The organism is Stackebrandtia albiflava (genome assembly GCF_007994225.1).
In the GTDB taxonomy this organism is placed as follows: Bacteria; Actinomycetota; Actinomycetes; order Mycobacteriales; family Micromonosporaceae; genus Stackebrandtia; species Stackebrandtia albiflava.
This window is the reverse complement of sequence record NZ_VLLL01000007.1, coordinates 348,738-374,583: the sequence shown is the minus strand read 5'-3', so window position 1 is coordinate 374,583 and position 25,846 is coordinate 348,738. Positions and strand designations below refer to the sequence as shown.

Genomic DNA, 25,846 nt, shown 5'->3' with positions numbered 1-25,846 from the left:
CCCCCCGGGCGACAACACCGGCGTGTCGGATCCACCGCGCGTGCCGACGCCGGACGTCGGATCGAACCCGGTGCGGCGGCGAGCGGCCGGGCGAGCGCTCGGTGTGTGGACGACGAGGAACGACGCCCCGCCCGGTGTGGCCGTGGTGACGAGACCCCCTGTGAACCGCCGAGTGACCGCGCGCGGGCCGTGGCTTGCCGCCGAGACGGACGTGGCGACGTGAGCCGCCGAGACGACGACCCGGTATGGCGGGCCACCTGCGGTGGGTCGGCCCGATCGGGAGGTGTTTTCGCAGGTACGGGCCGGACTCGAACGACATGGCACCTGGCGAGCCTCCGGGTCGGCGGTGAACCGACCGAGACGGCGTGCGGATCGACGCGGGCCGCCGACACGGCAGGCGACTACTGACCGACACGGTGTGTGGCGCCGGACCGCACCGGACACCCTGACCCACACCGGCTGATCCAATCCGGGCGGTGATGACGCGCCCGGTCGTCCCCGCGCCAGCCATGATGACGTCCCGCATCCACGCGCCGGCCATGACGCCCCCGGGTTCGCCGTCCTACGACGGCCCCGGAGGCTCCGTGTAATGACGCCGCCCCGCAGGTCGGGATGACGGGGGCCGTGCTGCCGCCCCTCACCTCGCCGGGGACGTGATGAACCCGGCCGTGAGGCCCTGCCGGCTGTGATGACCCGTCGGCCGTGATGACCGGTCGGTCGTGATGACCGGTCGGTCGTGATGCCCCGCCATCCCCTTACCGTGTCCCCCACTTCAGGGCCACCGGCCTCCACCCCTTCGGATTCGAGCCTATCGGACGCCATTCACGGCGAGTCAAACCGCGACCCGGGGAGGCTGTGGACGAACCCGAGGTTGTGGAAAACCCCGGCGTTATCCACAACCGGCCGGTTATCCACAGGCGACGATCGTCGTGCTTGTCATCGCCGGGCACGCCATCGACAGTGGATGCATCACGCCGTTCCACATTCGAGGAGCATCCATGGGGACCACGCCGCTCGACACCGCGGTTCAGCAGCGACCGCTGTTCATCACCGCCGACACCGCCGTCGCGGGCCGGCTCACGGAGCTCGCCTCGGCCGCGGGCGTCTCGGCGTGGACGGTGCCCGACGCCGAGACGGCGGCCCGGTTCTGGTCCTCCGCGTCGGTCGTCGTCATCGGTGAGGACGCCGTGCGCTCCTGCGCCGACGCCCGGTTCCCGCCACGCGACGGAGTCGTCCTGCTCACCGGCCCTGGCATGCCCTACGACCGGGCGTGGCCCATGGCGCTGACGATGGGCGCCGATCAGGTCGCAAGCCTGCCGGAGGCGGCGCCGTGGCTGGTGACCCGCCTGGCGCCGCAGCCGTCGCGGCGGCCCCGGGCACCGGTGATCTCGGTGTCCGGGGCGCGTGGCGGTGCGGGCGCCAGCACACTCGCGACAGCCGTCGCGATCCGTGCCGCCCGGCAGCGCCGCAGAACGATCCTCATCGACGCCGACCCACACGGCGCCGGCCTGGACCTCGCGATGGGCTGGGAACGGTCCAGCGGCCTGCGCTGGCACGACCTGGCCAACATGCCGGGACCGTTCGACCCGGTGAAGCTCCGGGACAGCCTCCCCCGCGAAGGCGATCTGACCCTGTTGTCGCACACACGGGGCGGTGGCCCGGTCGGTCGAGACCAGTTCGCCGCCGTCATCGACGCGGCAGGACGCGGACACGACCTCGTGGTGCTGGACCTGCCCCGGTCTGGGGCGGGCTGTTCACCTAGGCTCCCCGGCGCGGGGAACCTCCTGGTGGTCGTGGTGCCGGGGGAGGTGCGCGCGGTGGCGGCTGCACCGCACGTACTGGCCGCCCACGCCGGCACCGCCGAGCGCGCCGCCCTCGTCGTGCGGGATCCGCGACGTCTCGCCGTCGCCCAGATCGCGCAGACCGTGGGGGTGCCCGTAGTCGGGCGCATCTGCAGCGACCCGAAGCTACCGGCGGCCGTCGAGTCGGGGGCGGCACTGCCCAGACTCCGGCGAGGTGATCTCGCCGTCGTGGCCGCCGCCGTGGTGGCGGCGGCGGGGGATCACCGCACCGCCGGTACGGGAGCGCCGAGATGACCACGGCGTTGTTGAAGGCGGTGCGCCGCCAACTGCTCTCGGATACACGAGACGACGTGTCCGGTGGCGACGTGGCTGCGGCACTGCACGCGACAGGGCGCGCCCCCGTGACGGGTCCCGCCCTGCTGGGCCTCGCGGGCCGGTTGACCGACGACCTGACCGGGGCCGGGCGGTTGCAACCGCTCCTCGACACGCCCGACGTGACGGACGTCCTGGTGAACGGCCCGGGCGTGGTGTGGGCCGACTCGGGCGAGGGGCTGCGACCCACCGACGTGTGTTTCCCCGACGCCGCCTCGGTGCGGGAGTTGGCGGCGCGGTTGGCGACCGCGGCCGGGCGGCGCCTGGACGACGCGCACCCGTTCGTGGACGTGCGGCTCCCGGACGGGACGCGGCTGCACGCGGTCCTGCCTCCGCTGGCGGTCGCGGGGCCGTACCTGAGCCTGCGGACCCATCGACCGGTCGCGTTCGACATGGCGGGGCTGATCCAGGCCGGCACGTTCACGCCGGAGTCGGCGCAGTGGGTGGCTCGTATCGTGGCTAGGCGTCTGCCGTTCCTGGTGTCGGGCGGTACCGGCAGCGGCAAGACCACACTGTTGCGCAGCCTGCTGGAGTCGGTTCCGGACGGTGAACGCATCGTGGTCGTCGAGGATTCACCGGAGCTCGCGCCACGGCACCCGCAGGTGGTGAGCCTGCGAACCAGGCAGGCCAACGTGGACGGTGCCGGTGAGGTGAACCTGGCGTCGCTGGTCCGGCAGGCGCTGCGGATGCGTCCGGACCGGATCGTGGTCGGTGAGTGCCGGGGCGCCGAGGTCATCGAACTCCTCGCGGCCCTCAACACCGGGCACGACGGGAGCGCCGGAACGGTCCACGCCAACACGGCCGCCGACGTACCCGCCCGGTTGGCGGCGTTGGCGCTGCCGCACGGCCTGTCACGGCCCGGCCTGTACGCATTGATCGCGGCGGCGCTTCGGGTGGTCGTCCACATGCGCAGGATCGGTGCCCGGCGGGTGGTGTCGGAGATATCGCTGCTGGAGGTCGACCCGGATCACGGCCGGATCAGGGTGAGTCCGGCCTGGCGGATCACCGGCGGTGCCACACCGGGCAGGCCCAGGCTCACGAGACTGTTGTCGGCGGAGGAGCGGCCGTGGGAGCCGTCGTGTTTACCGGTAGCCCGCTGGACCGGCTGTCCACGACACCCGAGCCGGGCCACCGGCGGAGAACGGCGGCCGTGGCGGCGTGGGCGGAGCGTCACCCGGTGCGCGCCGCGGCGGCCGCGGCGGTGCTGGCGGCGGCCCCCGTGATGTGGGCGGGTCCGGTCGCGCCGGTCCTCGCGGCGGGGTACGCGGTCGCGGGTGTCGTCGTGTCGCGGGGAGCCCGTAGGCGGAAACGCGCGGAACGGTTCACCGACCGGGCGTACCGCGGTGTTGAACTGCTGGCGGCGGACGTCCGGGCCGGCCTGAGCCCTCCCGCGGAGATGGCGGCGCTCGCCGCTTCCATAGAGTTGGACGGTGAACCGGCGACCCGCGGGATCGCGCGGCGGCTCCGTGGGATCGCACGTGTGGTGGAGACGACGGGCGCTCCCGCGGCGGAGCTGCTCGACCGTCTCGCCGTCGAACTGCGATCGGCGGCGGCGGCCCGTGCCGCCCTCGCCGCCCACACGGCGGGCACCCGCGCCACCGTCGTCCTGCTCGCGTTGCTTCCGTTGGCCGGTCCGCTCCTCGGTGCGCTCGTCGGCGCCGACACCTTGACGTTGCTGTTCACCACACCGGTGGGGGCCGCGTGCCTGTCGGCCGCCGCGGCACTCCAGGTGGTGGGGTTGTGGTGGAGCCACCGGATCCACCTGGCGGTCACCCGGGACGAGGCGGTGGCGGCGTGAAGGCGACCCGACGGCTCCGCGCCCTGTCCCCGGCCGCGGCGGACGTACCGCGGCGACGGCTGCTTCACGGGTGGCCGGTCACGGTCGCCACCGGCCTCGCCGTCGCGGTGGTGGTCGGCGGTGTCGCGGGGGTGGTGGCGGGCGCGGCCACCGTGGCGGCCACCAGGTACGCCACCACCCGTACCGGTGAGGAGCGTCGCCGCGCGCGGCGACGCCGCCTGGCCGCCGAACTGCCGTCCGCGCTCGACGTGGCGGGGGCGTGCCTGTCGGCGGGCGCACCGCTCCCGCACGCCGTGATCGCCGCCGGCAACGCCGGTGACGGTGAACTGGCGGACCTGCTGGCCCGGTACGGCCGGGCGCTGCTGTGGGGCGAGTCGGCGGCCGACGCGGCGGCGGGACTGCGGGAGATCCCCGGAGCCGAATGGTTCGCGGCGGCGGTGGAACGCAGCCGCTGGTCCGGGGCGGCCCTCGCCGAGGGGATGCACCGGCTCGCCGAACGGTTGCGCGCCGAACACGCGGTCGCCACCGCCGCACGCGCACAACGGGCAGGAGTGTGGCTGGTGTTGCCGTTGTGCCTGTGTTTCCTGCCGGCCTTCGTGGCGGCCGGTCTCATTCCGATCGTGATGTCACTCATGGCATCCGTCGTTTCCCTTCCATGACTCGAAAGGAGTCGTACATGTCCACTTTGAGGTGTATCGGTGAACGTTGGCGGCGGAGGTTGCGCGGCGACGCGGGCATGAGTACCGCGGAGTACGCGGTGGGCACGATCGCCGCGGTCGCGTTCGCGGGCCTGCTGTTGAAGGTGTTGACGTCCGACACGGTCTCGGCCGCGTTGACGGGCATCGTCGAGAAGGCGTTGAAATGATCCGCCGACGACGTCCCGGCGGCGACGCCGGGCACGCGACGGCCGAGCTGGCGGTGGCGTTCCCCGCCGTGCTGCTGCTGTTGGCGGCGGTCGTCGGGGGAGTGTACGCGGCCGTCGCCCAGGTCCGGTGCGTCGACGCGGCGCGGGAGGCGGCGTTGGCGGAGGCCAGGGGCGAGGCGGGGGCACTCGTGGGGGCGTCCCGCGCCCCGGAGGGCGCCCGGGTCCGTATCGACACCACGGCGGACACGGTGACGGCGGTGGTGACCGTGGAGGTGCGGCCGTGGGCGGAGTGGCTTCCCGGCGTCCCGTTGCGCGCCGACGCGACCGCCGCCCGGGAGGACGTCGGTGTCCGTTGAGACCGCGCGCGGCGACGCCCGAGACGGTGACGCCGGAAGCGCGACCGTGATGGTGCTGGCGGTGGCGGCGGTGCTGGTCCTCACCGGAGCGGTGGCGCTGTCGGTGACGGCGGCGGTGCGGGCACGTCACCAGGCACAGTGGGCGGCCGACGCGGCGGCGCTGGCGGCTGCCATGCGGCTGGGAGCCACCCGCGACGATCCGTGTGACGTCGCGGGCCGGCTCGCGGACGCGAACCTCGCGCGCCTCACCGACTGCCGGGTATCGGACGGCCTGGTCACGGTGGAGGTGGAGCGCGGGTTGCCGCCGATCCTGGCCGGTTTCGGACCGGTGCGGGCACGGGCGGTCGCGGGGTCGGCGCCGGTCACCAGCTCCGTGCCGCCGCCAGCACCTCATCCCGGTACGCCCGTCCGAAGAGGGCGGTGTGCACCAGCAGCAGGTGAAGTTGGTGCGCGGGGGTCCGGTCACGCCATCCGTCGGCGAGCGGCCACACCTCCCGGTATCCGGCGTGGATGTCCGCGAGACGGGGAGCGCCTCCCCACAGCGCCAGGGTCGCCAGGTCGGTCTCGCGGTGTCCGCCCTGGGCGGCCGGATCGATCAGGAACGCCCGGTCGGCCGACCACAACACGTTGCCCGGCCACAGGTCACCGTGGATACGGGCGACCGGTTCGGTGGGGTCGGACCGGCCCGCGTGCCCGGGCAACCGGTCGATCGCCGCCGACACCAGGGCCGTGTCGGCCGCGTCGAGGGTTCCGGCGTCACGTGACATCCGCAGGTAGGGCAGCAGCCGCCGCGTCGCGTACCAGCCCGCCCAGTCGGTCTCGGCTCCCGAGTTGTCCAACGGGAGCCGCCCGATGAAACCGGGCCAGTCCGCGCCGAAGCGGTCGGCGCCGGAGCGGTGCAGCCGGGCCAACGCGCGGCCGAACGCGGCGGCGTTGTCGGCGGTGGGCGCCGCCTCCGGGATCCAGTCGGTGACCAGTAGTTCCGGTGTGGACGCCCACACCCGGGGGACCGGTGCACCGGCGGCGGCGAGCCAGTCGAGGCCGCGTCGTTCCGCGTCGATCAGCCCTTCCGGGCCGGTCTCGTGGAGTTTCGCGAACACGTCGGTGCCGTCGTCCAAGGTGAGCCGTTGCGCGACGCTGGTCGATCCGCCCGGGACCGGTGTGAACCGGATCCGTTGGTGGTCGATGAGCATCGGCAGCCGTTCGGGGTGGGCACGCAGGTATTCCAGGTCCACACCGCAACGGTACGGCGGGCGTCACTCGGAGCGGTTGGGGGTCACCTTGTCGCGGAACCGGCGCAGCGTGTCGACCAGCGGGTCACCGGAACGGTTGAACGCGTCCCGGTAGTGGCGTGCCGCGGCCTTCGCCTCGTCGGTGATGCTGACGTTGTCGTCGTCGTCCCGGCGGGGGTAGTCGCCGCCGAGGATGTCGCGGTACTCCCCTTCGGACACCCAGTGTTGGAGCGCGGCGGCGCGTTCCACCGGGACGTCGTGACTCAGGTTCTCCAGCATCGCCAGCTTCAGGAGGCTGTCGCGCAGGTCGCCGCCCGACTCGTAGTCCTTGGCCTGCTCCAGGAACGCCGCGATGTCGATCTGGGACAGGTCGCCGCCTCCGGCGATCCGCGCCAGCACCCGGATCGCGGTGTTGGGGTTCTGCACCGCGAGCAGGCCGGCGCGGTCGGCGGTCAGTTCCGACTTGCGACGCCATTCGCTGAGCGCGGCGAGGATCACACGAAGACCGACCGAACCGACCGGCAACCAGGCCAGATTGGAGGTCAGGCGCAGCACCCAGACGAACAGCGTCCGGTACAGGGCGTGTCCGCTGGCGGCGTGGCCGAGTTCGTGACCGAGCAGGAAACGCAGCTCCTGGTCGTCGAGCATCTGGACGGCACCGGAACTGATCGACACGATCGGTTTGTCGATGCCCATGGTGACGCCGGCCAGGTCGGGGTTGCGGTGGACGTACAGCTCCGGCGGTTCGGGGATGTCGAGGACCGCCGCGACCTGGAGGTAGTGCCGGTGCACGTCGGCGTACTGGTGACGGTCCACCCGGATGGCGCTGCCCAGGAAGTCCAGCCGCATCTGGCGTTCCTTCACCAGGCTGGCGAGCTTACGCAGCACGATGTCGAAGCCGCGCAGTTCCCGCAGCGCCACCAGGGCGCCCCGGTCGGCGGGGTGCTCCCAGGCGCGGGAGCTGATGCCTCGCAGGATGACGGGTTCACGGTCGGGACGAGTCATGATGCTGCTCCAGCGTCGATGGGGTGCGTGCCTGTTCTCGTTGGTCCGGTGGCGTGCGGTTCGCCGCGGCCGACTCTGGGTACGGTACCCGCCCGACGCACGTCCCCCGCCGTCGTCGCGGCGCCGTGGGCGGCGGCTCTGCGGGTTTCCGGGGTCGGGAGGGGCCGTTGCGGGTAAGAAGAGGACATGAGTGTCGAGATTCGTGGCTTCCGTCCGGCGGACCACGCCGCCTGTCGCGACCTGTGGATCGAGATGGTGGCCGACCACGGCCGGTTGTACGACGAGCCCGGCCTCGGTGGTGACGACCCGGGCGCCGGTTTCGAGGAGTACCTGACCCGTCTGAACCTGTCGGGCATGTGGGTCGCCGAACAGGCCGACGTGGTCGTCGGGTTCGCGGGCCTGCTCATCGAGGACCGGCACGGCGAGGTGCGTCCCCTGGTGGTCACCGAGTCGATGCGGGACACCGGGGTCGGTTCGCGGTTGCTGGCGCAGGTGACCGAGGAGGCCCGGAACCGTCGACTGCGTCACCTGGCGTTGCGCCCCGCCGCCCGGAACCTCGCCGGTATGCACTGCGCCCACGAGGCCGGATTCGACGTCCTCACGGAGGTCACCCTCGTCAACGACCTGACCGGGCGTCGATGGCGGGAAGGGCTGAGTCTGCACGACCTGCCGTTCGACTACTTACCGGTGTGGCCGGTGAGCCGCCGGATGGTGTCGGCCATGCTCGGCAGGAGCGGTGTCGTAGCCATGGCCGCGATCGGCAGCCACGACGGTGAGCGCGTCGTGCCGTCGGGTTCGTCGCGCAGTGTCCCGCCGGTCACCCTCACCCGGTACACGAAGTAGACACAGTGGAAGTCGACCGGCCCGGACGGGAACGGGATCGTCCGGTGATCGGAACCGACGGTCGTCAGTCCCTCGACCGTGACGTCGAGCCCGGTCTCCTCCGCGACCTCCCGTACGACCGCCTGTGCGGGGTGTTCGCCGTGTTCGACGCCGCCACCCGGCAGCATCCACGTCCCTGCCTCGTCGGGCAGCGTCCCGCCGACCCGCACCAGCAGGACGGCGCCGTCTCGTTCGGCGTGGGCGTACGCGGCGATCCGCTGGACCCGGCCGGGTACCGGGTCAGCCGTCATGGCCGTGCAGCATCAGTGTGAGCCGGTCCTCGCCGTCGCGCGTGACCGTGACCGGCACCCCCCAGTCCTGCCGGGTGAGGTGGCACGCCGGGTTGGGTACGTCGATGTCGCAGCTCGCCGCCTGCGCCACCACCTGCAGCACCCCGGAGGGGACGCCGTCGGCGACGCGCAGCCGCCGGGTCAGGTCGGTGCCTTCGCCGGCGCCTTCGGCGAGCAGTTCGGGCGGGTCGGAGGTCACGGTCAACCGGGTCGGCGGCCCGAAGCTGTCGTCGAGTTTGCGGCCGGGCGGCGGCGTGAACACCACCTCCAGGACGAGTGCGCCGGGGGCGAGCGGGGTGGCGGACCGGACGACCTGTTGCGCGTGCCCGCCGACGACGGTCTCGGTGCCGCGCAGCGGCGTGAGCCGGTGCGCGGCCGACTCCACCACCCACACCCGGTCACCGTCGACGGTCAGCCCGCTCGGTTCGGCCAGGCCCGTCGCCAGTGTGGACACCGTGTTCTCGGCGGGGTCGTAGCAGCGGACGGCGCCGTTGTAGGTGTCCGCGATCCCGATCCTGCCGTCGGGCAACACCGCGACCCCCAACGGGTGTTGCAGGAGGGCGTCACCGGCGGGCCCGTCGACGTGCCCGAAGTCGAAGAGGCCCTGTCCGACGGCGGTGTGCATGACGCCCGCCTCGACACGTCGCAGCGCCGAGGTCTCGGCGTCGACGAACCACAACCGGTCGCCGTCGACGGCCAACCCGGACGGCTGCGCCAGCCACACGTCCGGTATCGGCCCGTCGCGCAGGCTCTCCACGGTGGTGCCCGCGTAGACACCGGTCCGCGCCCCGATCGGGTCGAACCACCACAGTTGGTGGATTCCCGCCATCGCCACCACGACCCGGCCGTCGTACCAGGCGACGTCCCACGGTGACGACAGGTCGGTGGTGAGGGCGTCGTGTGCCTCGTCGTCGACCTGGGAACGCCACGGGTCTCCGCTGCCGGCGACCGTCGTGACGTGCCCGTCCGAGAGCCGCAGCCCCCGCAACCGGTGGTTGACGGTGTCGGCGACGACCACGTCGTATCCGACCCGGGACGCCACCTCGGCGGGGAGCACGCACAGTCCCTGCGGCTCGTTGAACGCCGCCTCTCCGGGGCCGCCGTCGCGGTGGCCGCGCTCTCCCGCGCCGTAGGTCCGGATCAGGGTCTCGCCGTCGGCGGCGAGGTGCGCGATCCGGTGGTGGGCGGAGTCGGCGACCAGTAGACCGCCGCCGGGCGTGGGGACCGCCTTGCCGGGGAACCGCAGGGTGGTCTCCGGTACGGGTGGCGGCGTGTACGGGCCGGGGCCGGTGTCGAGGGTGCCCGCGCGCGCGTGCCGGTCGACGAGGTCGCCGACGATCCGGTCGAGGCTGTCGGCGTGCCCCTCGCCGGCCATGGTGGCGACGACGTAACCGTCGGGGTCGATGAGGACGAGGGTGGGCCACGCCCGGGCGGCATAGGCGTCCCAGACGGTCAGGTCGGCGTCGTTGAGGACCGGATGCGCCACGCCGTAGCGTTCCACGGCGGCGGTGAGCGCCTCGTGGTCGCGTTCGTGCGCGAACTTGGGGGAGTGGACGCCGATGACGACGAGCGCGTCACCGTACTTCGCCTCCAGCGGCCGGAGTTCGTCGAGGACGTGGAGGCAGTTGACGCAGCAGAACGTCCAGAAGTCCAACAGGACGACCTTGCCGCGCAGGTCGGTGAGGCGCAGCCCGGCCTCCCCGGTGTTGAGCCAGGGGCCGGCGGGCAGTTCCGGGGCGCGGACACGTGAGGTCATGCGACAAGGGTGCCACCGGCGCGGCCGGACCGACGCGATGGCGTGGCCGCCGATCGCGCCCGAATCCGCTGGTGGTCACGCCCGTGGACCCGGGGAGCGGTCACAGGCAGTGGGCGCGTTCGTGGCGGGGTTCATACAGCCGGACCTCGCCGCCGCCGGGCAACCGCAGCATGGTGATGAGTCCCCACCCCTCGTCGTTGACGGGTTCGGTGAACCGCACTCCCTTCGCGGTGAGTTCCGCGACGGTGGCGTGGATGTCGTCGCACATCAGCAGGAGTTCGTGCGAGGAGGTGTCCGAGGGGTGCATGGCGATCTCGGACGGCGGTGACTTGAAGATGAACCAGCCGTTGCCCGCGTCGACGTACGGGTAGTTCAGCACGTCCCGGAAGAAGCCGCAGTCGGCGGCCGCGTCGTTGGTGTGTATGGCGATGTGCGCCCCGTTGATCATGGCTGGGAGCGTAACGCCGTGAGGCCCCCGGAGGCCCCGTGTCGGGGAACGTGCGCGCCGGAGGGGCGGGACCGGATCGGTCCCGCCCCTCCGGTGTCGGTCATTCGCCTTCGGTCTGTCCGTACGGCTTCAGGCAGTAGATGTCCCCGGAGCCCTCGATCTCGACGATCGGTTGGGTCGGGTCGTCGCACTCGGCCTGGTCGGCGACCTTCTCGGTGATCTCGTAGACGGCGCCTTCGCTCTCACCGGCGTCCGCGCAGTCGATGGCGACGGCCTCGTTGCCGTCCTGGCGGACGCAGCCGCCGACGGCGAAGTCCTGGCCGCCGAACAGCGCCATGCCCGCCCACACGAGCGCACCCAGCAGCACGAGGACGGCGACGATGACGCCGACCAGCATCAGTGTGTTCGGTTTCTTGCTGGGCTTCTGCGGAGGCATGCCCGGGATGTCACCCATGCCGGGGCCGCCCGGCGGCATACCGGGGCCGCCCGGGAATCCGGGCTGTCCGGGAGCGCCGTAGCCGGGCTGCCCGGGCTGTCCGGGAGCGCCGAACTCGGGCTGCGCACCGGTCTGGCCCGGTGCGCCGAACTCCGGCTGTCCGGGTTGGCCCGGCGCGCCGCTGGTGGGTTGCGCGGGGGCGCCCCACGGGTTGCCGGGCGTCGAGTCGCCCATGGGGGTGGGGGTCTCCGCCGGCGCGCCCCATTGGGGCTGTCCGGGCTGCGGGGCCGCCGGGGGCGGCGGTGCGCCGAATCCGCCCTGTCCGGGCGGCGGGGTGGGGGCGCCGGTCTGTCCGCCCCACAGCGGGACTCCGGGCTGGAGTTCGGTGGGTGGGTTGCCCTGCGGCGGGTGGCCGGGCGCGGAGGGCGCACCGGAGGCTGGGGCGGCGGGAGGTGCGGAGGGCGCACCGGAGGCCGGGGCCGCGGGGGGCGTGGAGACGGGGCCGGCGGGGGGCGCCGACGAGGGTGGTGGTGTCGGTGGGCCGTAACCCGGCGGCGGGGTGGGCGGTGTCGCCGGGGCGGCGGGTGCCGCCATGGGCGGGGGTGGCGGCGCGGCGCCGGGCTGCCCGGTCTCGATGCGCTGGGTGACGTCGCTGCCGGACGGTGGTGCCGGTGGTGCGGCGGGCGGCGGCGGTTGGTAGCCGGGGGGAGTCGGGTATCCGCTTCCGGGCGGGCCGGGAGGGGTCTGTGGGCCGGTGGGCGGCCGGGGGGTCTGGTTCGCGGGGTTGATCACGGTGGTCGCCGGGTCGCCGCCGCCCTGGGGGGGACCGCTGACGGGCGGGGTCGGCCCGCTCACCGGGGCGTGGGGTGGTCCACTCACCGGCTGCTGGCTGGGCTGCCCGGGCCGGATCACGGCGGTGTTCTCTTCGTCGTGCTGGGGATCGTTGGCCGGCGGCTGGGCGGCGGGATCGCCCGGCGACGCCGACGGGTTGTTCTGTTCGGACGTCATTACGCCTCCTGCAATGCGGACGTGCACCTGCCGCACGTGGTGTCTCGAACCTGACAGTCGGGTACACGCTACCGGGTTGTCTCAAAGGGGTGTGAACGCCGGTCACTTCACGGCTTTCCCGGGCGAGGCGGTGGACGGGCGATGAAAAACCGGTAACCGGGGCTCGTCAGCCGCGGTTACCGGTTCTTCGGCGGGCGCCGGAGGTGAGGGTCGGCCCTGGGATGGCCGGTCACCGGGAGGCGCCCCGGGGAGGGAGGAGTCGGGACTTGGACGCGCGTTTACATGATTCGGTTCGTGTAAAGCAGCATTTCCATGCGGGTGGTGTCGTTGTGGGGCTGGAAGTCGCGGCGCTGCATGACCCGGGTGGCGGCCAGCTCGGCGCGACGGCGGCGGTAGCTCTTGAACTTGGCGATGGTGCTCACGGTGTCTTCTCCCCAGAGGATTCTGATGTCTTCGTCCCATCTATTACAACGCAGGACGGAGGAAAATTCCATCGATTTTAAGGTGAAGACCCTCACGTGACGTCGATAACATGGCGATCTCAATATATGACCGGAAGATGTCCGGCAGATCGCCGGTGATGCCGAATCGGGTGTCCGGGCGGGAACCGGGGAAACGGAGACCGGCCCCCCGCCGGTGGGCGGAGGGCCGGTGACGTGCGATTCCGTCAGGCCCAGGCGAGCATGAGCGTTCCCGGGTCGGCCAGGAAGCGGCCCACGTCGGCGAGGAACCGCGAACCGAGTTCCCCGTCGATGATCCGGTGGTCGAAGGACAGGCTCAGCGTCGTCACCTTGCGCGGCACGACCTGGCCCTCGTGAACCCACGGGGTGTCCCGGATGGCGCCGAAGCACAGGATCGCCGACTCGCCCGGGGGCAGGATCGGCGTACCGGTGTCCACGCCGAACACGCCGACGTTGGTGATCGTCATGGTGCCACCCGACATGTCGGCGGGGGAGGTCTTGCCCTCCCTGGCGGTGACGGTCAGCTCGGTCAGCGCCTCGGCCAGCTCCCGCAGGCCCAGCGAGTCCGCGTTCTTGATGTTGGGGACCAGGAGCCCGCGAGGGGTCGCCGCCGCGATGCCGAGGTTCACGTAGTGCTTCACCACGATCTCCCCGGCGGCCTCGTCCCACGACGAGTTGACCATCGGATGCCGCCGCGCCGCCAGGAGCAGCGCCTTGGCCACCAACAGCAGCGGAGACACCTTCACGCCCTCGAACTCCGGGAGCGTCTTCAACCGGGCCACGGCGGCCATGGTCTCTGTGACGTCCAGGGTCAGGAACTCCGTCACGTGCGGTGCGGTGAACGCGCTCGCCACCATGTTCTCGGCCGTGAACTTGCGGACTCCCTTGATCGGGATCCGCTCCTCACCGCCGGAGACGACCGCGGGCCGCGCCGTCGCCGCCGGAGCGGAGACGGCCGACTGCACGTCGTCCCGGGTGATCGAACCGTTCGGGCCGGTACCGGTGAGCGTGGTCAGGTCGACCCCGAGGTCCTTCGCCAGCTTCCGTACCGGTGGCTTCGCCAGCACCGGTACGGAACCGCCGGGGGCCGCCGCCGGGATCGGGGCGGAACCGGGAGCCGGTGCCGGACTCGGTTGCGGCGGGGCGGGCGCCGACACCGCGACCGGTGCCGCCACCTGTTCGCCCAACGGCGCGGTGGTGGACTTGCGCGGCCGCCGCTTCGCGGTGACCGACTTCGGGCCGTAGCCGACCAACACGGCGGTACGGCCGTCGGCGGTCTCCTCACCGATCAGCGCGCCGGTCTCGGCCGGCGGCTCGTCGCCTCCGGACGCGCCACCGGGGTCGGTGTCGATCGTGATGAGCGGCTGCCCGACGTCGACGGTGGTGCCCTCCTCGTGGTGGAGGGTCTTGACCTCGCCCGCGTAGGGCGACGGGATCTCGGTGAGCGCCTTGGCGGTCTCCACCTCGACGATCGGCTGGTTGAGCTCGACGGTGTCGCCGGGCGAGACCAGCCATTTGATGATCTCGGCGTCGACCAGGCCCTCGGCGAGGTCGGGCAGGTTGAACTGTTGCAGTTTCGGCATGGCGCTCCCTCTAGTACCCGAAGGTCCGGTCGACGGCGTCGAGTACCCGGTCGAGGTCGGGCAGGTACTCCTCCTCCAGCCGGGCGGCGGGGTAGGGGGTGTCGTAGCCGGTGACCCGGAGGACCGGCGATTCCAGCGAGTAGAAGCAGTCCTGCGTGACGCGGGCGGCGATCTCCGCGCCGATGCCGACGTTGGAGGGGGCCTCGTGCACGACGACCATCCGGCCGGTCTTGCGGACCGACGCGTAGACCGGCTCCATGTCCAGCGGGGACAGGGTGCGCAGGTTGACGACCTCCAGGGACCGGCCCTCCTCGGCGGCCGCGGTGGCGGCGTCGTGGGCGACCTTCACCATGGAACCCCAGGCGACCACGGTCGCGTCGTCGCCCTCACGCTCGACCTTCGTCGAGAACAGCGGGTACGCCTGCGACAGGTCACCGGAGGTGTCGACCTCGCCCTTCTCCTGGTAGCGCCGCAGCGGCTCGAAGAAGATGACGGGATCGTCCGAGGCGATGGCCTGCTGGATCATCCAGTACGCGTCGTGGGAGTTGGAGCAGGAGACGACCTTCAGGCCCGCGGTGTGGGCGAAGTACGCCTCGGGGGACTCGGAGTGGTGTTCCACCGCGCCGATGCCGCCGCCGCAGGGGATGCGCACCACGATCGGCAGGGGCACGGTGCCCTGCGACCGGTAGTGCATCTTGGCGAGCTGGCAGACGATCTGGTCGAACGCCGGGTAGACGAACCCGTTGAACTGGATCTCGCACACCGGCCGCCAGCCGCGGATGGCCAGGCCGATGGCGGTCCCGAGGATGCCGGACTCGGCCAGTGGAGTGTCGATGACCCGGTCTTCGCCGAAGTCCTTCTGGAGGCCGTCGGTGACCCGGAAGACACCGCCGAGCTTGCCGACGTCCTCGCCCATCAGGATGACCTTGGGGTCGTCCTCCATGGCGCGGCGCAGGCCGGCGCCGACGGCGCCTCCGATGCGTAGCGTCTGCGACATCAGTGCTCACTCCCCTCGAAGGACGCGTGGTACGCCTGGAACTCCTCGCGCTCGCGCTCGACCAGCGGCGAGCCGCCGGAGTAGACGTGGTCGAAGATGGCGCCGGGCTCGGGGTCGGGCAGCGCGATGACGCGTTCCCGCAGGTCGAGGGCGTGCTGTTGTGCTTCGGCGTCGATGCCGTCGAAGTAGTCGGTGTCGGCGATCGACTGCCGCTCCAGGAAGGTGCGCATCCGGGAGACGGGGTCCTTGGCGCGCCAGGCCTCCACCTCTCCGGAGTCCCGGTAGCGGGTCGGGTCGTCGGTGGTGGTGTGCGCGCCCATCCGGTACGTGTAGGCCTCGATGAAGGTGGGGCCGTTGCCGTGGCGGGCGTTGTCCATGGCGCGGGTGGTGACGGCCAGGGTGGCGAGCACGTCGTTGCCGTCGACGCGGACACCGGGGAAGCCGAAACCGTCGGCGCGCTTGTACAGCGGCGCCTTCGCCTGCCGGATGACCGGTTCGGAGATGGCGTACTGGTTGTTCTGGCAGAAGAACACCACGGGTGCGTTGTAGACGCTGGCCCACACGAACGACTCGTTGACGTCGCCCTGGCTGGAGGCGCCGTCTCCGAAGTAGGCGATGACGGCCTCACCGTCGTCGCCGCCCACCTTGCCGTCCTTGGTGATGCCCATGGCGTAGCCGGTGGCGTGCAGGCTCTGCGCGCCGATAACGATCGTGTACATCTGGAACCGGTACTTGCGGGAGTCCCAGCCGCCCAGGTCGATGCCCCGGAACAGCCCGAAGGGCATGATCGGGTCGATGTCCCTGGTCCACAGCACGCCGTGTTCCCGGTAGGTCGGGAAGACCATGTCCTGTTTGGCGAGTGCCCGCCCGGATCCGATCTGCGCCGCCTCCTGTCCGAGGAGGCTCGCCCAGATGCCGAGCTGGCCCTGCCGCTGGAGGGCGGTGCCCTCGGCGTCGAGCCGCCGCACGATCACCATGTCGCGGTAGAGATCGCGGTACTGCTGGTCGCTGAGGTCGACGTCGTACTCGGGGTGCGAGACCCGCTCACCTTCGGGCGTGAGCAGTTGCACCATGTCGACGGGACCGGTGGCCGCCGCGGCGGGCTTCTTGCGTCCGCGTGCGGCCTTCTTCTTGGGACCAGCACGGTTCTGATCGCCGTTGACCATCTACGTCCTCCCTGTTCAGGTGTGCGGAAGCCCGGGGTGGCCGGTCTTGCGCGATGGCCGATACATATTGGGGTGCCCCCAGCATTCCAGAAGGCTCCCGTGACCACACGTGGTGATCATCAAATTTACTGAATGTATCCACCGATTCACGCTTGGTAAGATCTCCCGAGTCTGGATTTCGCCGGACCGGTCGGCGTGTCGCCCGGTCGCGAGGTGGCGGCCCCGGTGGCCGGGTCGCGTCGCGCGGCGCGGTGATGACGGGTCGTCCGGTGGCATCCACTGATACACCAAGCGAAGTCGGCGTCGACGGCCGACCGGTCGGCACCCGGGGGTGGCATGGGCGGTTTCCTCGACGAGGACGACCGGGCCGGGGTGGGCTGGCTGCGGCGGCACACCGCGGGGATCGTCGTCCTCGCCATGACCACGTCGATGTCGGTGGGGGTCGCCGCCGCCGGCGGTATGGCGGAGATCACCGACGAGCCGGCGGTCCCGGCTCCCGTCGTCGCGGGGCCGCCGTCCTCGCCGGTCCCGCCGGTGGTGGTGCCGCCCCGGCCGCCGGCCCCGTTCGCGCAGCCCGCCCCGCCGCCGGAGGTGCCGGCGACGCCCGACCCGGCGCCTTCGCCGGCGGTCACGTTCATCGTCCGTCCCGAGTCGATGACGGGTGGTTGGCGCGTCGAGGAGCCGGAGCCCGAACCCGTGCCGGACGACACCGCGTCACCGGGCGGATCCGACGACTGTGGACCGGGACTCGGCTGGTCGCCCGGCCGCCGGTGGCGGTGACTTCGGTGTCGGCGCAGCCGGTTCCGCCCGTCCTCACCTCGATCCCCTTCGATGGGTCATCGCGGGATTCCACACCGTGAGCCGTTACCTGCATGTGCGGTTTTCGTTGAACCGGACAAGAGGATTGCCTTGATCGGCAAGAAGGTGGGGTCGATGGTCATGGATCGATTTTCTAGAACACTTCTGGCGGCCGCCGCGGAGTCCGGCCTCGCCACGATCACACTCAGCCGCCACGTCCCGAGCTTCCGTCGCAGCGTGCCCGCCGACGACGAGGTGGTCATGCTGGCGCACTGCCTGCGTCCCGACGGCCATCTGTCCGGCGACCACCTGCTGTTGCTGACGCGGCGGCGGCTCGTGGTCACCAAGCAGTCGCGGGTGCTGAACCGGGTCCGGATCGATGTGGACGCCGGGCTCGCCGAGCTGGTGGACGTGCGCTGGACGGCGGACCCGTCGCTTCCGGGGGTGGAGCTGGCGTTCACCGCCGGGGACGTCCGTCACCGGTTCTGGATGGACGCCAGGCACGGCAAACAGGTGTGGCGGGTGGACGCGTTGCTGGCCCGGATGTTCCACCGCCCGTCGGTGACGGTCGCGACTTTAGCCGCGCACGCCAGGGGGTTCGTGTGATCCGGCCGGTTCGTCGCCGGCGTCGCCGTGGCCGCGTCCGGTCCGGGTCCCCCCGGGTCGGACGCGGCCGTCGTTTTCCACAGTGGTCGCGCTGACGGCCGGGTTCGCCGTCGTGACCAAGTATCTGAAGGTTCTTCACATTACCCGCGCGTAACGGTAGTCTCCCAACAAGTCATCAATGTCGATGTCTCGATAGGAGACTGTTGTGACAACCACTCGGACCCGGCACGCGTCCACAGCCCCACCGCCCCGGCCACGCCCCGCCATCCGGCGACTCGCCCTGCTCGGCGCCCTGGTCATGGCCGCGACGACGCCGCTCGCGGCCCCCGCCTCCGCCGACCCCGCCACCCCCGCGGTCCAGGACCTTCCCCCCGCACTGGAGGAGATCCGCGCCGCCCAGGCCGTCGAACTCTACGGCAGCCCCGAGATCCGCCCCCGTGAGGAACGGCTCAGCTCACTGGTCACCATGGGCGACAGCCAGATCTCCGGGGAGGGCGTGGGCAACTACGAACCCGACACCCACCGCGACGGCAACTGGTGCGACCGCTCCTACGACCAGGCGGTGTTCCGCACCGGCATCGCCAGCGACGTGCAGTACAACATCGCCTGTTCGGGGGCCGCCAGTCCCCACCTCGTCCAGTCCACCGGCGCGACCCAGTGGGACGAACTGAACCAGGGCGACCAACTGGCGATCAAGGCCCGCAACACCGACATCGAACTCATCTGGATCACCATCGGCGCCAACGACGACGGCGGTATCGAGTTCGGGCCGGTCGCGACACAGTGCATCACCGACCGCGTACTGTTCCGCGGACCGTGCTGGTCGGACTACACCGACGGCTGGGCCGCCCGCGTCGAGGTCACCGAGGACGGCGTCGAGAACGCCATCGACGGCATCCGCCAGACCATGACCGACGCCGGATACCTGGCGACCGACTACCAGTTCGTCGTCATGTCCTACGGCAGCCCCGCCAGCCCCGACGTCGAGGACAACCCCGACTTCCCCGGCTGGTACCGGGGCGGCTGCCTCATGTACCTCGCCGACGCCGCGTTCGCCCGCAACAAGGCCGTCCCGCTGTTCGAGGCCGGCGTGCGGGAGGCGGCGCTGTCCAAGGGCGTCCGTTACCTCGATGCCGGCCGGCTCATGGACGGCCACGCCGTCTGCGACGACAACACCTGGGTGCGCGGCCTCACCGTCGAGGTCGGTGTCCTGCCCTCCGAACACGCGTTCCGGCAGTCCATGCATCCCAACTACCGTGGACACGGCGCGTTCGCCCAGTGCGTCACCCAGTTCTACGCCAACCCGTCCTGGCAGGCCGGGACGTGTGTGGACCCGGCGAGCACCGGGAACGCCGTCGTCTACGAGGGACTGTTCGAGTTCCGGGACATTCGGGACGGCACCACCGGACTGTGCGTCGACGCCGAGGGATACGACTCCCGCAACGGCACGGCCCTACAGGCGTACGGCTGCCACGGCGGCCGCAACCAGGGCTTCTACCAGGACCAGACGCAACAGTCACTGCACGTGGAACTCAGTCACGACCGCTGCGTCGACGTCGCCGACGGCGACATGTCGGTCGGAGGCCGGCTCGTGCTGTGGGACTGCCACGGCGGCACCAACCAGGACTTCACCGTCGACTCCACCGGCATCCACCCGGTCGCGGCCCCGTCGCTGTGCCTCGGGTTCGAATCGCCGGCCGCCGGAGCCGCCCTCGTGCTGACCGACTGCGGCACCGCCGGAAGCCTGCGACTCACCGCCCGCGACTACGCCGACCCGGTCGGCTACGGGCACGACGACTGGATCGGTGCCTCGGTCTACTGATCCCGCCGCCACGAGAGAGTGCGTCCGGCCGAGCCGGACGCACTCTTCACACATCCACTCCGGGCTATCAGGCGCGCTCGTTCCATCGGGTCGGTGCGACTTCGCGTCACCGGCCCGAAGTGCCGTCCCGCGGCCGGTCGCACGTGGGTTCCCGGCGGCTGTGTCGGGATGTCCGTGTCGATCGCTTCGAGATCGTGTCCGTAGAGCGTCGGCGGATGTCCCTTACTCCTTTCTACTCCCCTACCAGGCGGTAGACAACAGTCACGGCACGATTACCGTTACCGTGACGCCACCGGATGCCGTTGCGGCGCTAGCCTTCTGGTTACCCACGAGTAATAGGAGTCCCGGTGATGCCGTCACACCGACCGCACGAAGTCTTCAACCAGCCCCCGCCCATGACCGGCCGCAACCTGTACACCGCCGACACGGCACTGCGCGACGCCGCCGGATGGACCGGCGCCGGCTGGGTCGCCGAGACCGCCACCGAACTCGGTGAACGGTTGTCCACCGCCGCCACCGCCTCCGCCGCCGAGGCCGCCCACCGGCACCCGCCGGTGCTGCGCACCCACGACCGGGTCGGCAACCGCGTCGACGAGGTCGACTTCCATCCCGCATGGCACCGGTTCATGGACCTCGCCGTCGGATACGGCGTCCACGCCTCACCGTGGCGCGACCCCCGGCCCGGCGCCCACGCCGCCCGCGCCGTCCTGTTCTCCCTCCTGGCCCAGGTCGAACCCGGACACGGCTGCCCGATGTCGATGACCTACGCCTCGGTTCCCGCGCTGCGCGCCGCGCCCGAACTCGCCGCCCGGTGGACGCCGAAGATCACCTCCGGCGTGTACGACCCCGGGCTGCGCCCCATGGCCGACAAGGCCGGCGTCCTGCTCGGCATGGCGATGACCGAACGCCAGGGCGGCTCCGACGTCCGCGCCAACACCACCACCGCCACCCCCACGGCCACCGGTGAGTACCTGCTCCGCGGACACAAGTGGTTCTGCTCGGCGCCGATGAGCGACGCCTTCCTCGTTCTCGCCCAGGCGCCCGGCGGCCTGTCCTGCTTCCTGCTGCCCAGGGTCCTGCCCGACGGCACCCGCAACGCCATCCGGTTCCAACGCCTGAAGGACAAGCTCGGCAACCGCTCCAACGCCTCCGCCGAACCCGAGTTCCACGACGCCGTCGCACACCTCGTCGGCGAGGAGGGACGCGGCGTCCGCACCATCATCGAGATGGTCAACCACACCAGGCTCGACTGCGTCATCGCCACCGCCGCCGGGATGCGGCAGTCCGCGGCCGAGGCGGTCTGGCACACCCGGCACCGGTCGGCGTTCGGGCGGCGTCTCGTCGACCAGCCGTTGATGACCCGCGTCCTGGCCGACCTGTGCGTCGAATCCGAGGCCGCCACCGTCACCATGATGCGGCTCGCCGCCGCCTACGACGACCCCGCGCAGGCCGCCTTCCGGCGCCTCGCCACCGCCGTCGCCAAGTACTGGGTGTGCAAACGCGGACCCGGCCACGCCGCCGAAGCCCTGGAATGCCTGGGCGGCAACGGCTACATCGAGGACTTTCCGCTGGCCCGCAGGTACCGCGAACAACCCCTGATGTCGATCTGGGAGGGATCGGGCAACGTCATCTGCCTCGACGTCCTGCGCGCAGTGCAGACCGCGCCCGAATCACTCGACGCGTTCTTCGCCGAACTCGACACCACCCGGGGCACCGACCAGCACCTCGACGCCCACACCGACCGGTTGAGGGACCGGTTCACCGGTACCGTCGCGCCGGGCGACGCGCGGCGCGTCACCGAGGACATGGCGCTCGCACTACAGGCGTCACTGCTGTGGCGGTACGCGCCTGAACCCGTCGCCAGGGGCTTCGTCGCCGCCCGGCTCGCCGCGGGCCGCGGCCTCGTGTACGGCGACCTGCCCTCCGACGTCGACGCCGCCGCCGTCGTCGACCGGTACCTGCCCGAGTGAGACTGCCGGCACCCCGAGCGGAACCCGGGACGGAATCGGGTGTTTTCCCCGATGCCGGGAGGCCACCACGGGAATAACCTGACGGAGACGACCCGTCACCGGTCCCCGGAACGCCGCCCACGCCGACCACACCACCGGTGACGACATCCCGACGCCCCCACTACGACCTAGGAGCCCGAATGTCCGACGACACGGACACCCGCCGCATGCCCCGAGGCGGCAAGATCGCGCTGTCACTGGTCCTCGGCGTGGTGATCCTCGCCGGCGCCGCCGCCGCCGGATGGGCGATCTGGCGGAGCACGGTGCCCGACCACGTCGAGTCCCGCAGCCAGATGTACCAACAACCCATCGACCGCCTCGTCGTCGACAACGACTCCGGAGACGTCGAGGTCGTCGCGGGCACCGGAGACGGCGTCGTCGTGGAGCGCACCCTGCGCTACGGCGACCGGGAACCCGAGGCGGTCGAGACCTGGTCCGGCGAGGTCCTGACCATCGACTTCAAGGGCTGCGGCCGCGAGTTCCTGCCCGCCGGCGCCTGCAGCATCGACTACCGGATCGAGGTCCCCGCCGACACGGTGGTGGAACTCGAGGTCGACTCCGGGAACATCGTCGTGGAGGGGATCACCGCCGACCTGAACCTCTCGGCCGACTCCGGCAACATCGACCTCGAGAACGTCACCGGCCGGCTCGACCTGTCGGCCGACTCCGGGGACCTCAGGGGCGACGACCTGGCCAGCACCGACGTCACCTTCGACGTCGACTCCGGGGACGTGGAACTGGGGTTCGTCGAACCACCGGCCAACATCGCCGGTGAGGCCGACTCCGGTTCGGTGACCCTGGTCGTGCCCGACGACGGAGCCCCGTACCGCGTCGACGCGACCGTCGACAGCGGCAGCTCCCAGGTCGAGGTCGCCGTCTCCGACACCGCGACCCGCGCCGCCACGGTGACCGTCAACTCCGGCGACTTCACATTCCGCCACCCCTGATCCGACCACACGACCGCCCGGTCCTGTACGGGTCCGGGCGGTCGTCGTGTGACGATCGGGGGGTTGACCCCACCGACACACACGCCCTGACCGGCGAGAATGGGTACATGGTGCACACCTCGGTCTCCTACTCACAGACCCTCCGCGGCCGGTTCGGCCGGCGGCTCACCCAGGTCGGTCTCGCGGTCTGCCTGATCGGTCTCGCGGTGGCGGGGACCGCCCTCCTGGTCCTCACCATCGTGTCGATCCCGCTGGTCCTGCTGTCCATCGGCATCCCGCTGTGCATCGGCGCGGTGTGGCTGACCCGTGGCCTCACCCGCGCCGAACGCGCGCTATACCGCAGGATCAACGGCGACCGCATCGAGCAGCCGTACGGCCGCTGGCCGAAGGGGCACATCGGGATGCAACTGCTGGCGCTCACCCGCGACGTCACCGTGTGGCGTGACATCGCCTGGCACGCCGTGAACCTCCCGCTCGGCCTGCTCGTGCACCTCACCACGATCGCGCTGTTCCTCAGCCCGTTCTTCTACCTCGTGTACCCGGTGCTGTGGTGGAGCTGGCCGAACGTCTTCAACAGCTTCTTCGGCTTGTTCCACTTCGACACCCTCGGCGGCGCCCTGTGGGCGTGGCCCATCGCCGGTGTCATGTTCACCCTGTGGTGGTGGCTGGGCGACCTCCTGCAGACGTCCTACGCGAAACTCGCCGCCCTGCTGCTGCGCCCCACCCGGTCGGCGCGCCTGCAGCAGCGCGTCGAACAGCTCACCGAGTCCCGCGCCGACACCGTCGACTCCTCCGCCGCCGAACTGCGCCGCATCGAACGGGACCTCCACGACGGTGCGCAGGCACGGCTCGTCGCCCTGGGTATGAGCCTGGGCATGGCGGAGGAACTGCTCGACACCGACCCGGCCGCCGCCGCCCGCCTGCTCGCCGAGGCACGGGAGAACTCCGGCGCCGCCCTGGTCGAGCTGCGGAACCTGGTGCGGGGCATCCACCCGCCGGTCCTGGCCGACCGGGGTCTCGCCAAGGCGGTGGAGGCACTGGCCCTGGCCCACCCGCTGCCGGTCACGGTGACCGATGACCTGCCGGGGCGTCCACCCGCACCGGTGGAGTCGGCGGCGTACTTCGCCATCGCCGAGGCACTCACCAACGTCGCCAAGTACGCCGGTGCCACCACCGTCCGGGTCCGGATCGGGCACTTCGGGGCCCTGCCCGCCCCGGGGGCGCGGCGCCACGAGGACCAGCCGGTGCCACGCCTTGGCATCACCATCCGCGACGACGGCCACGGCGGTGCCCGGGTCACACCGGGCGGCGGCCTGGACGGCCTGGTGCGGCGGCTCGCCGCGTTCGACGGCACCGTCACCGTCACCTCCCCCGAAGGCGGCCCCACCGTCATCGCCCTGGAGATCCCCTGCGAGTTGACGGCGGTCGCCTCCGCCTGAGCGCGCGCCGTAATCTCGACGGGTGACCCCAGATTCCTCCTCTCGGCGCCCGCGGGTGGTGGTGGCCGAAGACCACGCGCTGCTGGCCGACGGCCTCACCCGGTTGCTGACCGCGCACGGTTTCGACGTCGTCGAACTGGTCGACAACGGCCCCCGGCTGGCACCGGCGTTGTTGGAGCACCGTCCGGACGTGTCGGTGATCGACGTCCGGCTTCCCCCCACCTTCACCGACGAGGGGCTGCGCGCGGTGATCGAGGCGCGGGCGCGGATCCCCGGGTTGCCGGTGCTGGTGCTGTCCCAGTACGTGGAGCAGCTCTACGCCCGTGAACTGATGCGCGACCGGGCGGGCGGCGTCGGTTACCTGCTGAAGGACCGGGTGTCGAACATCGCCGAGTTCGTGGAGTCGCTGCACCGGGTCGCCTCGGGCGGGACCGCGATGGACCCCGACGTGATCACGCAGCTGCTCGGCGGTCAACGGTCCCGGCTGGACGAGTTGACGCCCCGGGAACAGGAGGTGCTGGCGTTGATGGCGGAGGGACGTTCCAACTCGGCGATCGCGGCGGCGCTGTACGTGACCGACAAGGCCGTGGACAAGCACAGCAACAACGTGTTCCGGAAACTCGGGTTGACGCAGTCCAGTGACGACAACCGGCGGGTGCTGGCGGTACTGGCCTACCTGAACGGTTGACCGGCCGCCGCGCCCGGTGACCTACCAGTCGATGCCGACCATGGTCGGCTCCGGCCGCAGCCTGACCCCGAACCGCTCTTCGACCCGGTCGCGGATCTCACGGGCCAGCGACAGCAGCGCCTTGCTGGAACCCTCACCCCGGTTGGTCAACGCCAACAGGTGTTTGCCGGAGATCGCGACGCCGTCGTGCCCGTAGCCGCGCCGGAATCCGGCCTGGCCGATGAGCCACGCCGCCGACAGCTTCACCCCGCCGTCGACCCGCCAGTGCGGCGGCGTGGTGGTGGCCGCGGCGGCGACCGCGTCGAAACGTGCCGTGTCGACGACCGGGTTGATGAAGAAGGAGCCCGCGCTGTAGGTGTCGGGATCCGAGGGGTCGAGGACCATGCCCTTGCCGCGTCGCAAGGTGAGGACCGTCTGCCGGGCCACCGCCAGCGGCACGGTCTCACCCACGGCGACGTCCAGGGCGGCGGCGGTCTCGGGGTACCGGATGGGTTGCGACAGCGGCGACTTCGCCAGCCGGTAGGTGACCTCCAGGACGACGTACCGGTCCCTGGCGTGTTTGAAGACGCTGTCCCGGTAGCCGAAGTGGCATTCGGGGCCGGTGAAGCGGCGGATCTCGCCGCTGTGCCGGTCGAGTACGTCGGTGTGCCGGAACACCGACGAGATCTCCTGTCCGTAGGCGCCGACGTTCTGGATGGGGGTGGCGCCGGCCGAGCCGGGGATGCCCGAGAGGAATTCGAGCCCGGACCAGCCCTCCGCGCAGGACCGGGCGACGAGGGCGTCCCAGTTCTCACCGGCCGCGACGGTGACCTCGACGTGGTCGGCGTCGTCGGTCACGGTCACGCCCCGGGAACGCAGCAGCACGGTGACGCCGCGGAAGCCCTCGTCGGAGACGACCAGGTTGCTGCCGCCCGCCACCAGAAGCACCGGCTCGCCGACCGCGTCGGCGCCGGTGACGGCCGCGACGATCCGATCCCGGTCGGTGGCCTCGACGAGTGAGTCGGTCGGCCCGCCCAGCCGCAGCGTGGTGTGGTCGGCCAGCCGGCCCCGGTTCGTTTCAGACACGGTTGCCAGCTTAGA

General features: G+C 71.5%; 24 protein-coding genes and 2 pseudogenes. 15 read left to right on the top strand and 11 right to left on the bottom strand.

Annotated elements, in window-relative coordinates; translation table 11 throughout:
* Window positions 1–998 precede the first annotated feature (998 nt).
* The 7 genes and pseudogenes from ssd to LX16_RS28295 all read left to right on the top strand — a co-directional run.
* Window positions 999–2,096, top strand: coding sequence for a septum site-determining protein Ssd (gene ssd, locus LX16_RS20700; RefSeq protein ID WP_147141768.1), 1,098 nt, complete (start codon window positions 999–1,001; stop codon window positions 2,094–2,096).
* A complete protein-coding gene (locus tag LX16_RS20695; protein WP_147141765.1) occupies window positions 2,093–3,397 on the top strand; it encodes a TadA family conjugal transfer-associated ATPase in 1,305 nt (434 codons plus the stop codon). Before ssd ends, LX16_RS20695 begins: the two co-directional genes overlap by 4 nt.
* Window positions 3,352–3,972: a hypothetical protein gene (locus LX16_RS26715; protein ID WP_158645671.1), complete on the top strand. Its 621-nt coding sequence runs from the start codon at window positions 3,352–3,354 to the stop codon at window positions 3,970–3,972. Before LX16_RS20695 ends, LX16_RS26715 begins: the two co-directional genes overlap by 46 nt.
* Entirely contained in the window at window positions 3,969–4,631 is a 663-nt protein-coding gene (locus LX16_RS20690) for a type II secretion system F family protein (protein WP_158645670.1), read from the top strand. The genes LX16_RS26715 and LX16_RS20690 overlap by 4 nt, the downstream gene beginning before the upstream one ends.
* Window positions 4,632–4,648: 17 nt before the next feature.
* On the top strand, window positions 4,649–4,837 hold the full coding sequence (locus tag LX16_RS20685) for a DUF4244 domain-containing protein (RefSeq protein WP_147141759.1): 189 nt from the start codon (window positions 4,649–4,651) through the stop codon (window positions 4,835–4,837).
* Complete coding sequence (locus tag LX16_RS20680) at window positions 4,834–5,193, top strand: TadE family type IV pilus minor pilin (RefSeq protein ID WP_147141756.1); 360 nt, start codon at window positions 4,834–4,836, stop codon at window positions 5,191–5,193. The genes LX16_RS20685 and LX16_RS20680 overlap by 4 nt, the downstream gene beginning before the upstream one ends.
* Window positions 5,183–5,485 (top strand): annotated as a pseudogene (locus tag LX16_RS28295) (Rv3654c family TadE-like protein); the annotation flags it as partial. The gene LX16_RS20680 and the pseudogene LX16_RS28295, both read left to right, overlap by 11 nt.
* Window positions 5,486–5,555: 70 nt before the next feature.
* Here LX16_RS28295 and LX16_RS20670 read toward each other — a convergent pair.
* Window positions 5,556–6,428, bottom strand: a complete 873-nt coding sequence (locus LX16_RS20670; protein ID WP_147141753.1) for a fructosamine kinase family protein — start codon at window positions 6,426–6,428, stop codon at window positions 5,556–5,558.
* A gap of 21 nt (window positions 6,429–6,449) precedes the next feature.
* Window positions 6,450–7,430, bottom strand: coding sequence for a M48 family metallopeptidase (locus LX16_RS20665; protein ID WP_147141750.1), 981 nt, complete (start codon window positions 7,428–7,430; stop codon window positions 6,450–6,452).
* Window positions 7,431–7,616: 186 nt separating this feature from the next.
* On the opposite strand from LX16_RS20665, the pseudogene LX16_RS28115 reads away from it, so the two are divergent.
* Window positions 7,617–8,009 (top strand): annotated as a pseudogene (locus LX16_RS28115) (GNAT family N-acetyltransferase); the annotation flags it as partial.
* A gap of 98 nt (window positions 8,010–8,107) precedes the next feature.
* On the opposite strand, the gene LX16_RS28110 reads toward LX16_RS28115, so the two are convergent.
* The 8 genes from LX16_RS28110 to pdhA form a co-directional block, all read right to left on the bottom strand.
* Window positions 8,108–8,563, bottom strand: coding sequence for an NUDIX hydrolase (locus tag LX16_RS28110; protein WP_147141744.1), 456 nt, complete (start codon window positions 8,561–8,563; stop codon window positions 8,108–8,110).
* The gene (locus tag LX16_RS20650) at window positions 8,553–10,358 is read right to left on the bottom strand and encodes an NHL domain-containing thioredoxin family protein (RefSeq protein WP_147141741.1); all 1,806 of its coding nucleotides are present in this window, start codon (window positions 10,356–10,358) and stop codon (window positions 8,553–8,555) included. The genes LX16_RS28110 and LX16_RS20650 overlap by 11 nt, the downstream gene beginning before the upstream one ends.
* 100 nt (window positions 10,359–10,458) lie before the next feature.
* On the bottom strand, window positions 10,459–10,806 hold the full coding sequence (locus tag LX16_RS20645) for a VOC family protein (RefSeq protein WP_147141738.1): 348 nt from the start codon (window positions 10,804–10,806) through the stop codon (window positions 10,459–10,461).
* 100 nt (window positions 10,807–10,906) lie between these two features.
* Window positions 10,907–12,250, bottom strand: a complete 1,344-nt coding sequence (locus LX16_RS20640; protein WP_147141735.1) for a hypothetical protein — start codon at window positions 12,248–12,250, stop codon at window positions 10,907–10,909.
* Window positions 12,251–12,528: 278 nt separating this feature from the next.
* A complete protein-coding gene (locus LX16_RS26710; RefSeq protein WP_158645669.1) occupies window positions 12,529–12,672 on the bottom strand; it encodes a hypothetical protein in 144 nt (47 codons plus the stop codon).
* Between the two features lie 245 nt (window positions 12,673–12,917).
* On the bottom strand, window positions 12,918–14,294 hold the full coding sequence (locus LX16_RS20635; RefSeq protein WP_147141732.1) for a dihydrolipoamide acetyltransferase family protein: 1,377 nt from the start codon (window positions 14,292–14,294) through the stop codon (window positions 12,918–12,920).
* A 10-nt stretch (window positions 14,295–14,304) separates the two neighbouring features.
* Window positions 14,305–15,291: an alpha-ketoacid dehydrogenase subunit beta gene (locus LX16_RS20630; protein WP_211354652.1), complete on the bottom strand. Its 987-nt coding sequence runs from the start codon at window positions 15,289–15,291 to the stop codon at window positions 14,305–14,307.
* Window positions 15,291–16,457: a pyruvate dehydrogenase (acetyl-transferring) E1 component subunit alpha gene (pdhA, locus tag LX16_RS20625; RefSeq protein ID WP_147141725.1), complete on the bottom strand. Its 1,167-nt coding sequence runs from the start codon at window positions 16,455–16,457 to the stop codon at window positions 15,291–15,293. Before pdhA ends, LX16_RS20630 begins: the two co-directional genes overlap by 1 nt.
* Window positions 16,458–16,793: 336 nt before the next feature.
* Here pdhA and LX16_RS20620 point away from each other — a divergent pair, with 336 nt between their 5' ends.
* The 7 genes from LX16_RS20620 (at window position 16,794) to LX16_RS20590 (ending at window position 24,766) form a co-directional block, all read left to right on the top strand.
* Window positions 16,794–17,237, top strand: coding sequence for a hypothetical protein (locus LX16_RS20620; RefSeq protein WP_147141722.1), 444 nt, complete (start codon window positions 16,794–16,796; stop codon window positions 17,235–17,237).
* A 153-nt stretch (window positions 17,238–17,390) separates the two neighbouring features.
* A complete protein-coding gene (locus LX16_RS20615) occupies window positions 17,391–17,861 on the top strand; it encodes a hypothetical protein (protein WP_244615920.1) in 471 nt (156 codons plus the stop codon).
* A gap of 205 nt (window positions 17,862–18,066) precedes the next feature.
* The gene (locus LX16_RS20610; RefSeq protein ID WP_244615919.1) at window positions 18,067–19,683 is read left to right on the top strand and encodes a ricin-type beta-trefoil lectin domain protein; all 1,617 of its coding nucleotides are present in this window, start codon (window positions 18,067–18,069) and stop codon (window positions 19,681–19,683) included.
* A gap of 350 nt (window positions 19,684–20,033) precedes the next feature.
* Window positions 20,034–21,653 carry an acyl-CoA dehydrogenase family protein gene (locus LX16_RS20605; RefSeq protein WP_147141719.1) on the top strand — a complete coding sequence of 540 codons (1,620 nt, stop codon included), beginning with the start codon at window positions 20,034–20,036 and terminating at the stop codon, window positions 21,651–21,653.
* A gap of 179 nt (window positions 21,654–21,832) precedes the next feature.
* A complete protein-coding gene (locus tag LX16_RS20600; RefSeq protein ID WP_147141716.1) occupies window positions 21,833–22,639 on the top strand; it encodes a DUF4097 family beta strand repeat-containing protein in 807 nt (268 codons plus the stop codon).
* 107 nt (window positions 22,640–22,746) lie between these two features.
* The gene (locus LX16_RS20595; protein ID WP_147141715.1) at window positions 22,747–24,078 is read left to right on the top strand and encodes a sensor histidine kinase; all 1,332 of its coding nucleotides are present in this window, start codon (window positions 22,747–22,749) and stop codon (window positions 24,076–24,078) included.
* Between the two features lie 22 nt (window positions 24,079–24,100).
* The gene (locus tag LX16_RS20590) at window positions 24,101–24,766 is read left to right on the top strand and encodes a response regulator (protein WP_147141712.1); all 666 of its coding nucleotides are present in this window, start codon (window positions 24,101–24,103) and stop codon (window positions 24,764–24,766) included.
* 21 nt (window positions 24,767–24,787) lie between these two features.
* Here the strand turns inward: LX16_RS20590 and LX16_RS20585 are convergent, their stop codons facing one another.
* Entirely contained in the window at window positions 24,788–25,840 is a 1,053-nt protein-coding gene (locus LX16_RS20585) for a UDP-N-acetylmuramate dehydrogenase (protein ID WP_147142097.1), read from the bottom strand.
* Window positions 25,841–25,846 lie beyond the last annotated feature (6 nt).

Bases quoted from the DNA above. Each gene is read 5' to 3' on its own strand.
- LX16_RS20620 (WP_147141722.1), top strand. From the start codon at position 16,794: ATGGGCGGTTTCCTCGACGAGGACGACCGGGCCGGGGTGGGCTGGCTG.
- LX16_RS20615 (WP_244615920.1), top strand. From the start codon at position 17,391: ATGGTCATGGATCGATTTTCTAGAACACTTCTGGCGGCCGCCGCGGAG.
- LX16_RS20595 (WP_147141715.1), top strand. From the start codon at position 22,747: ATGGTGCACACCTCGGTCTCCTACTCACAGACCCTCCGCGGCCGGTTC.
- LX16_RS20630 (WP_211354652.1), bottom strand. From the start codon at position 15,291: ATGTCGCAGACGCTACGCATCGGAGGCGCCGTCGGCGCCGGCCTGCGC.
- pdhA (WP_147141725.1), bottom strand. From the start codon at position 16,457: ATGGTCAACGGCGATCAGAACCGTGCTGGTCCCAAGAAGAAGGCCGCA.
- LX16_RS20650 (WP_147141741.1), bottom strand. From the start codon at position 10,358: ATGACCTCACGTGTCCGCGCCCCGGAACTGCCCGCCGGCCCCTGGCTC.
- LX16_RS20695 (WP_147141765.1), top strand. From the start codon at position 2,093: ATGACCACGGCGTTGTTGAAGGCGGTGCGCCGCCAACTGCTCTCGGAT.
- LX16_RS20635 (WP_147141732.1), bottom strand. From the start codon at position 14,294: ATGCCGAAACTGCAACAGTTCAACCTGCCCGACCTCGCCGAGGGCCTG.
- LX16_RS28110 (WP_147141744.1), bottom strand. From the start codon at position 8,563: ATGACGGCTGACCCGGTACCCGGCCGGGTCCAGCGGATCGCCGCGTAC.
- ssd (WP_147141768.1), top strand. From the start codon at position 999: ATGGGGACCACGCCGCTCGACACCGCGGTTCAGCAGCGACCGCTGTTC.
- LX16_RS20640 (WP_147141735.1), bottom strand. From the start codon at position 12,250: ATGACGTCCGAACAGAACAACCCGTCGGCGTCGCCGGGCGATCCCGCC.
- LX16_RS20665 (WP_147141750.1), bottom strand. From the start codon at position 7,430: ATGACTCGTCCCGACCGTGAACCCGTCATCCTGCGAGGCATCAGCTCC.
- LX16_RS20600 (WP_147141716.1), top strand. From the start codon at position 21,833: ATGTCCGACGACACGGACACCCGCCGCATGCCCCGAGGCGGCAAGATC.
- LX16_RS20680 (WP_147141756.1), top strand. From the start codon at position 4,834: ATGATCCGCCGACGACGTCCCGGCGGCGACGCCGGGCACGCGACGGCC.
- LX16_RS20685 (WP_147141759.1), top strand. From the start codon at position 4,649: ATGTCCACTTTGAGGTGTATCGGTGAACGTTGGCGGCGGAGGTTGCGC.
- LX16_RS20605 (WP_147141719.1), top strand. From the start codon at position 20,034: ATGCCGTCACACCGACCGCACGAAGTCTTCAACCAGCCCCCGCCCATG.
- LX16_RS20645 (WP_147141738.1), bottom strand. From the start codon at position 10,806: ATGATCAACGGGGCGCACATCGCCATACACACCAACGACGCGGCCGCC.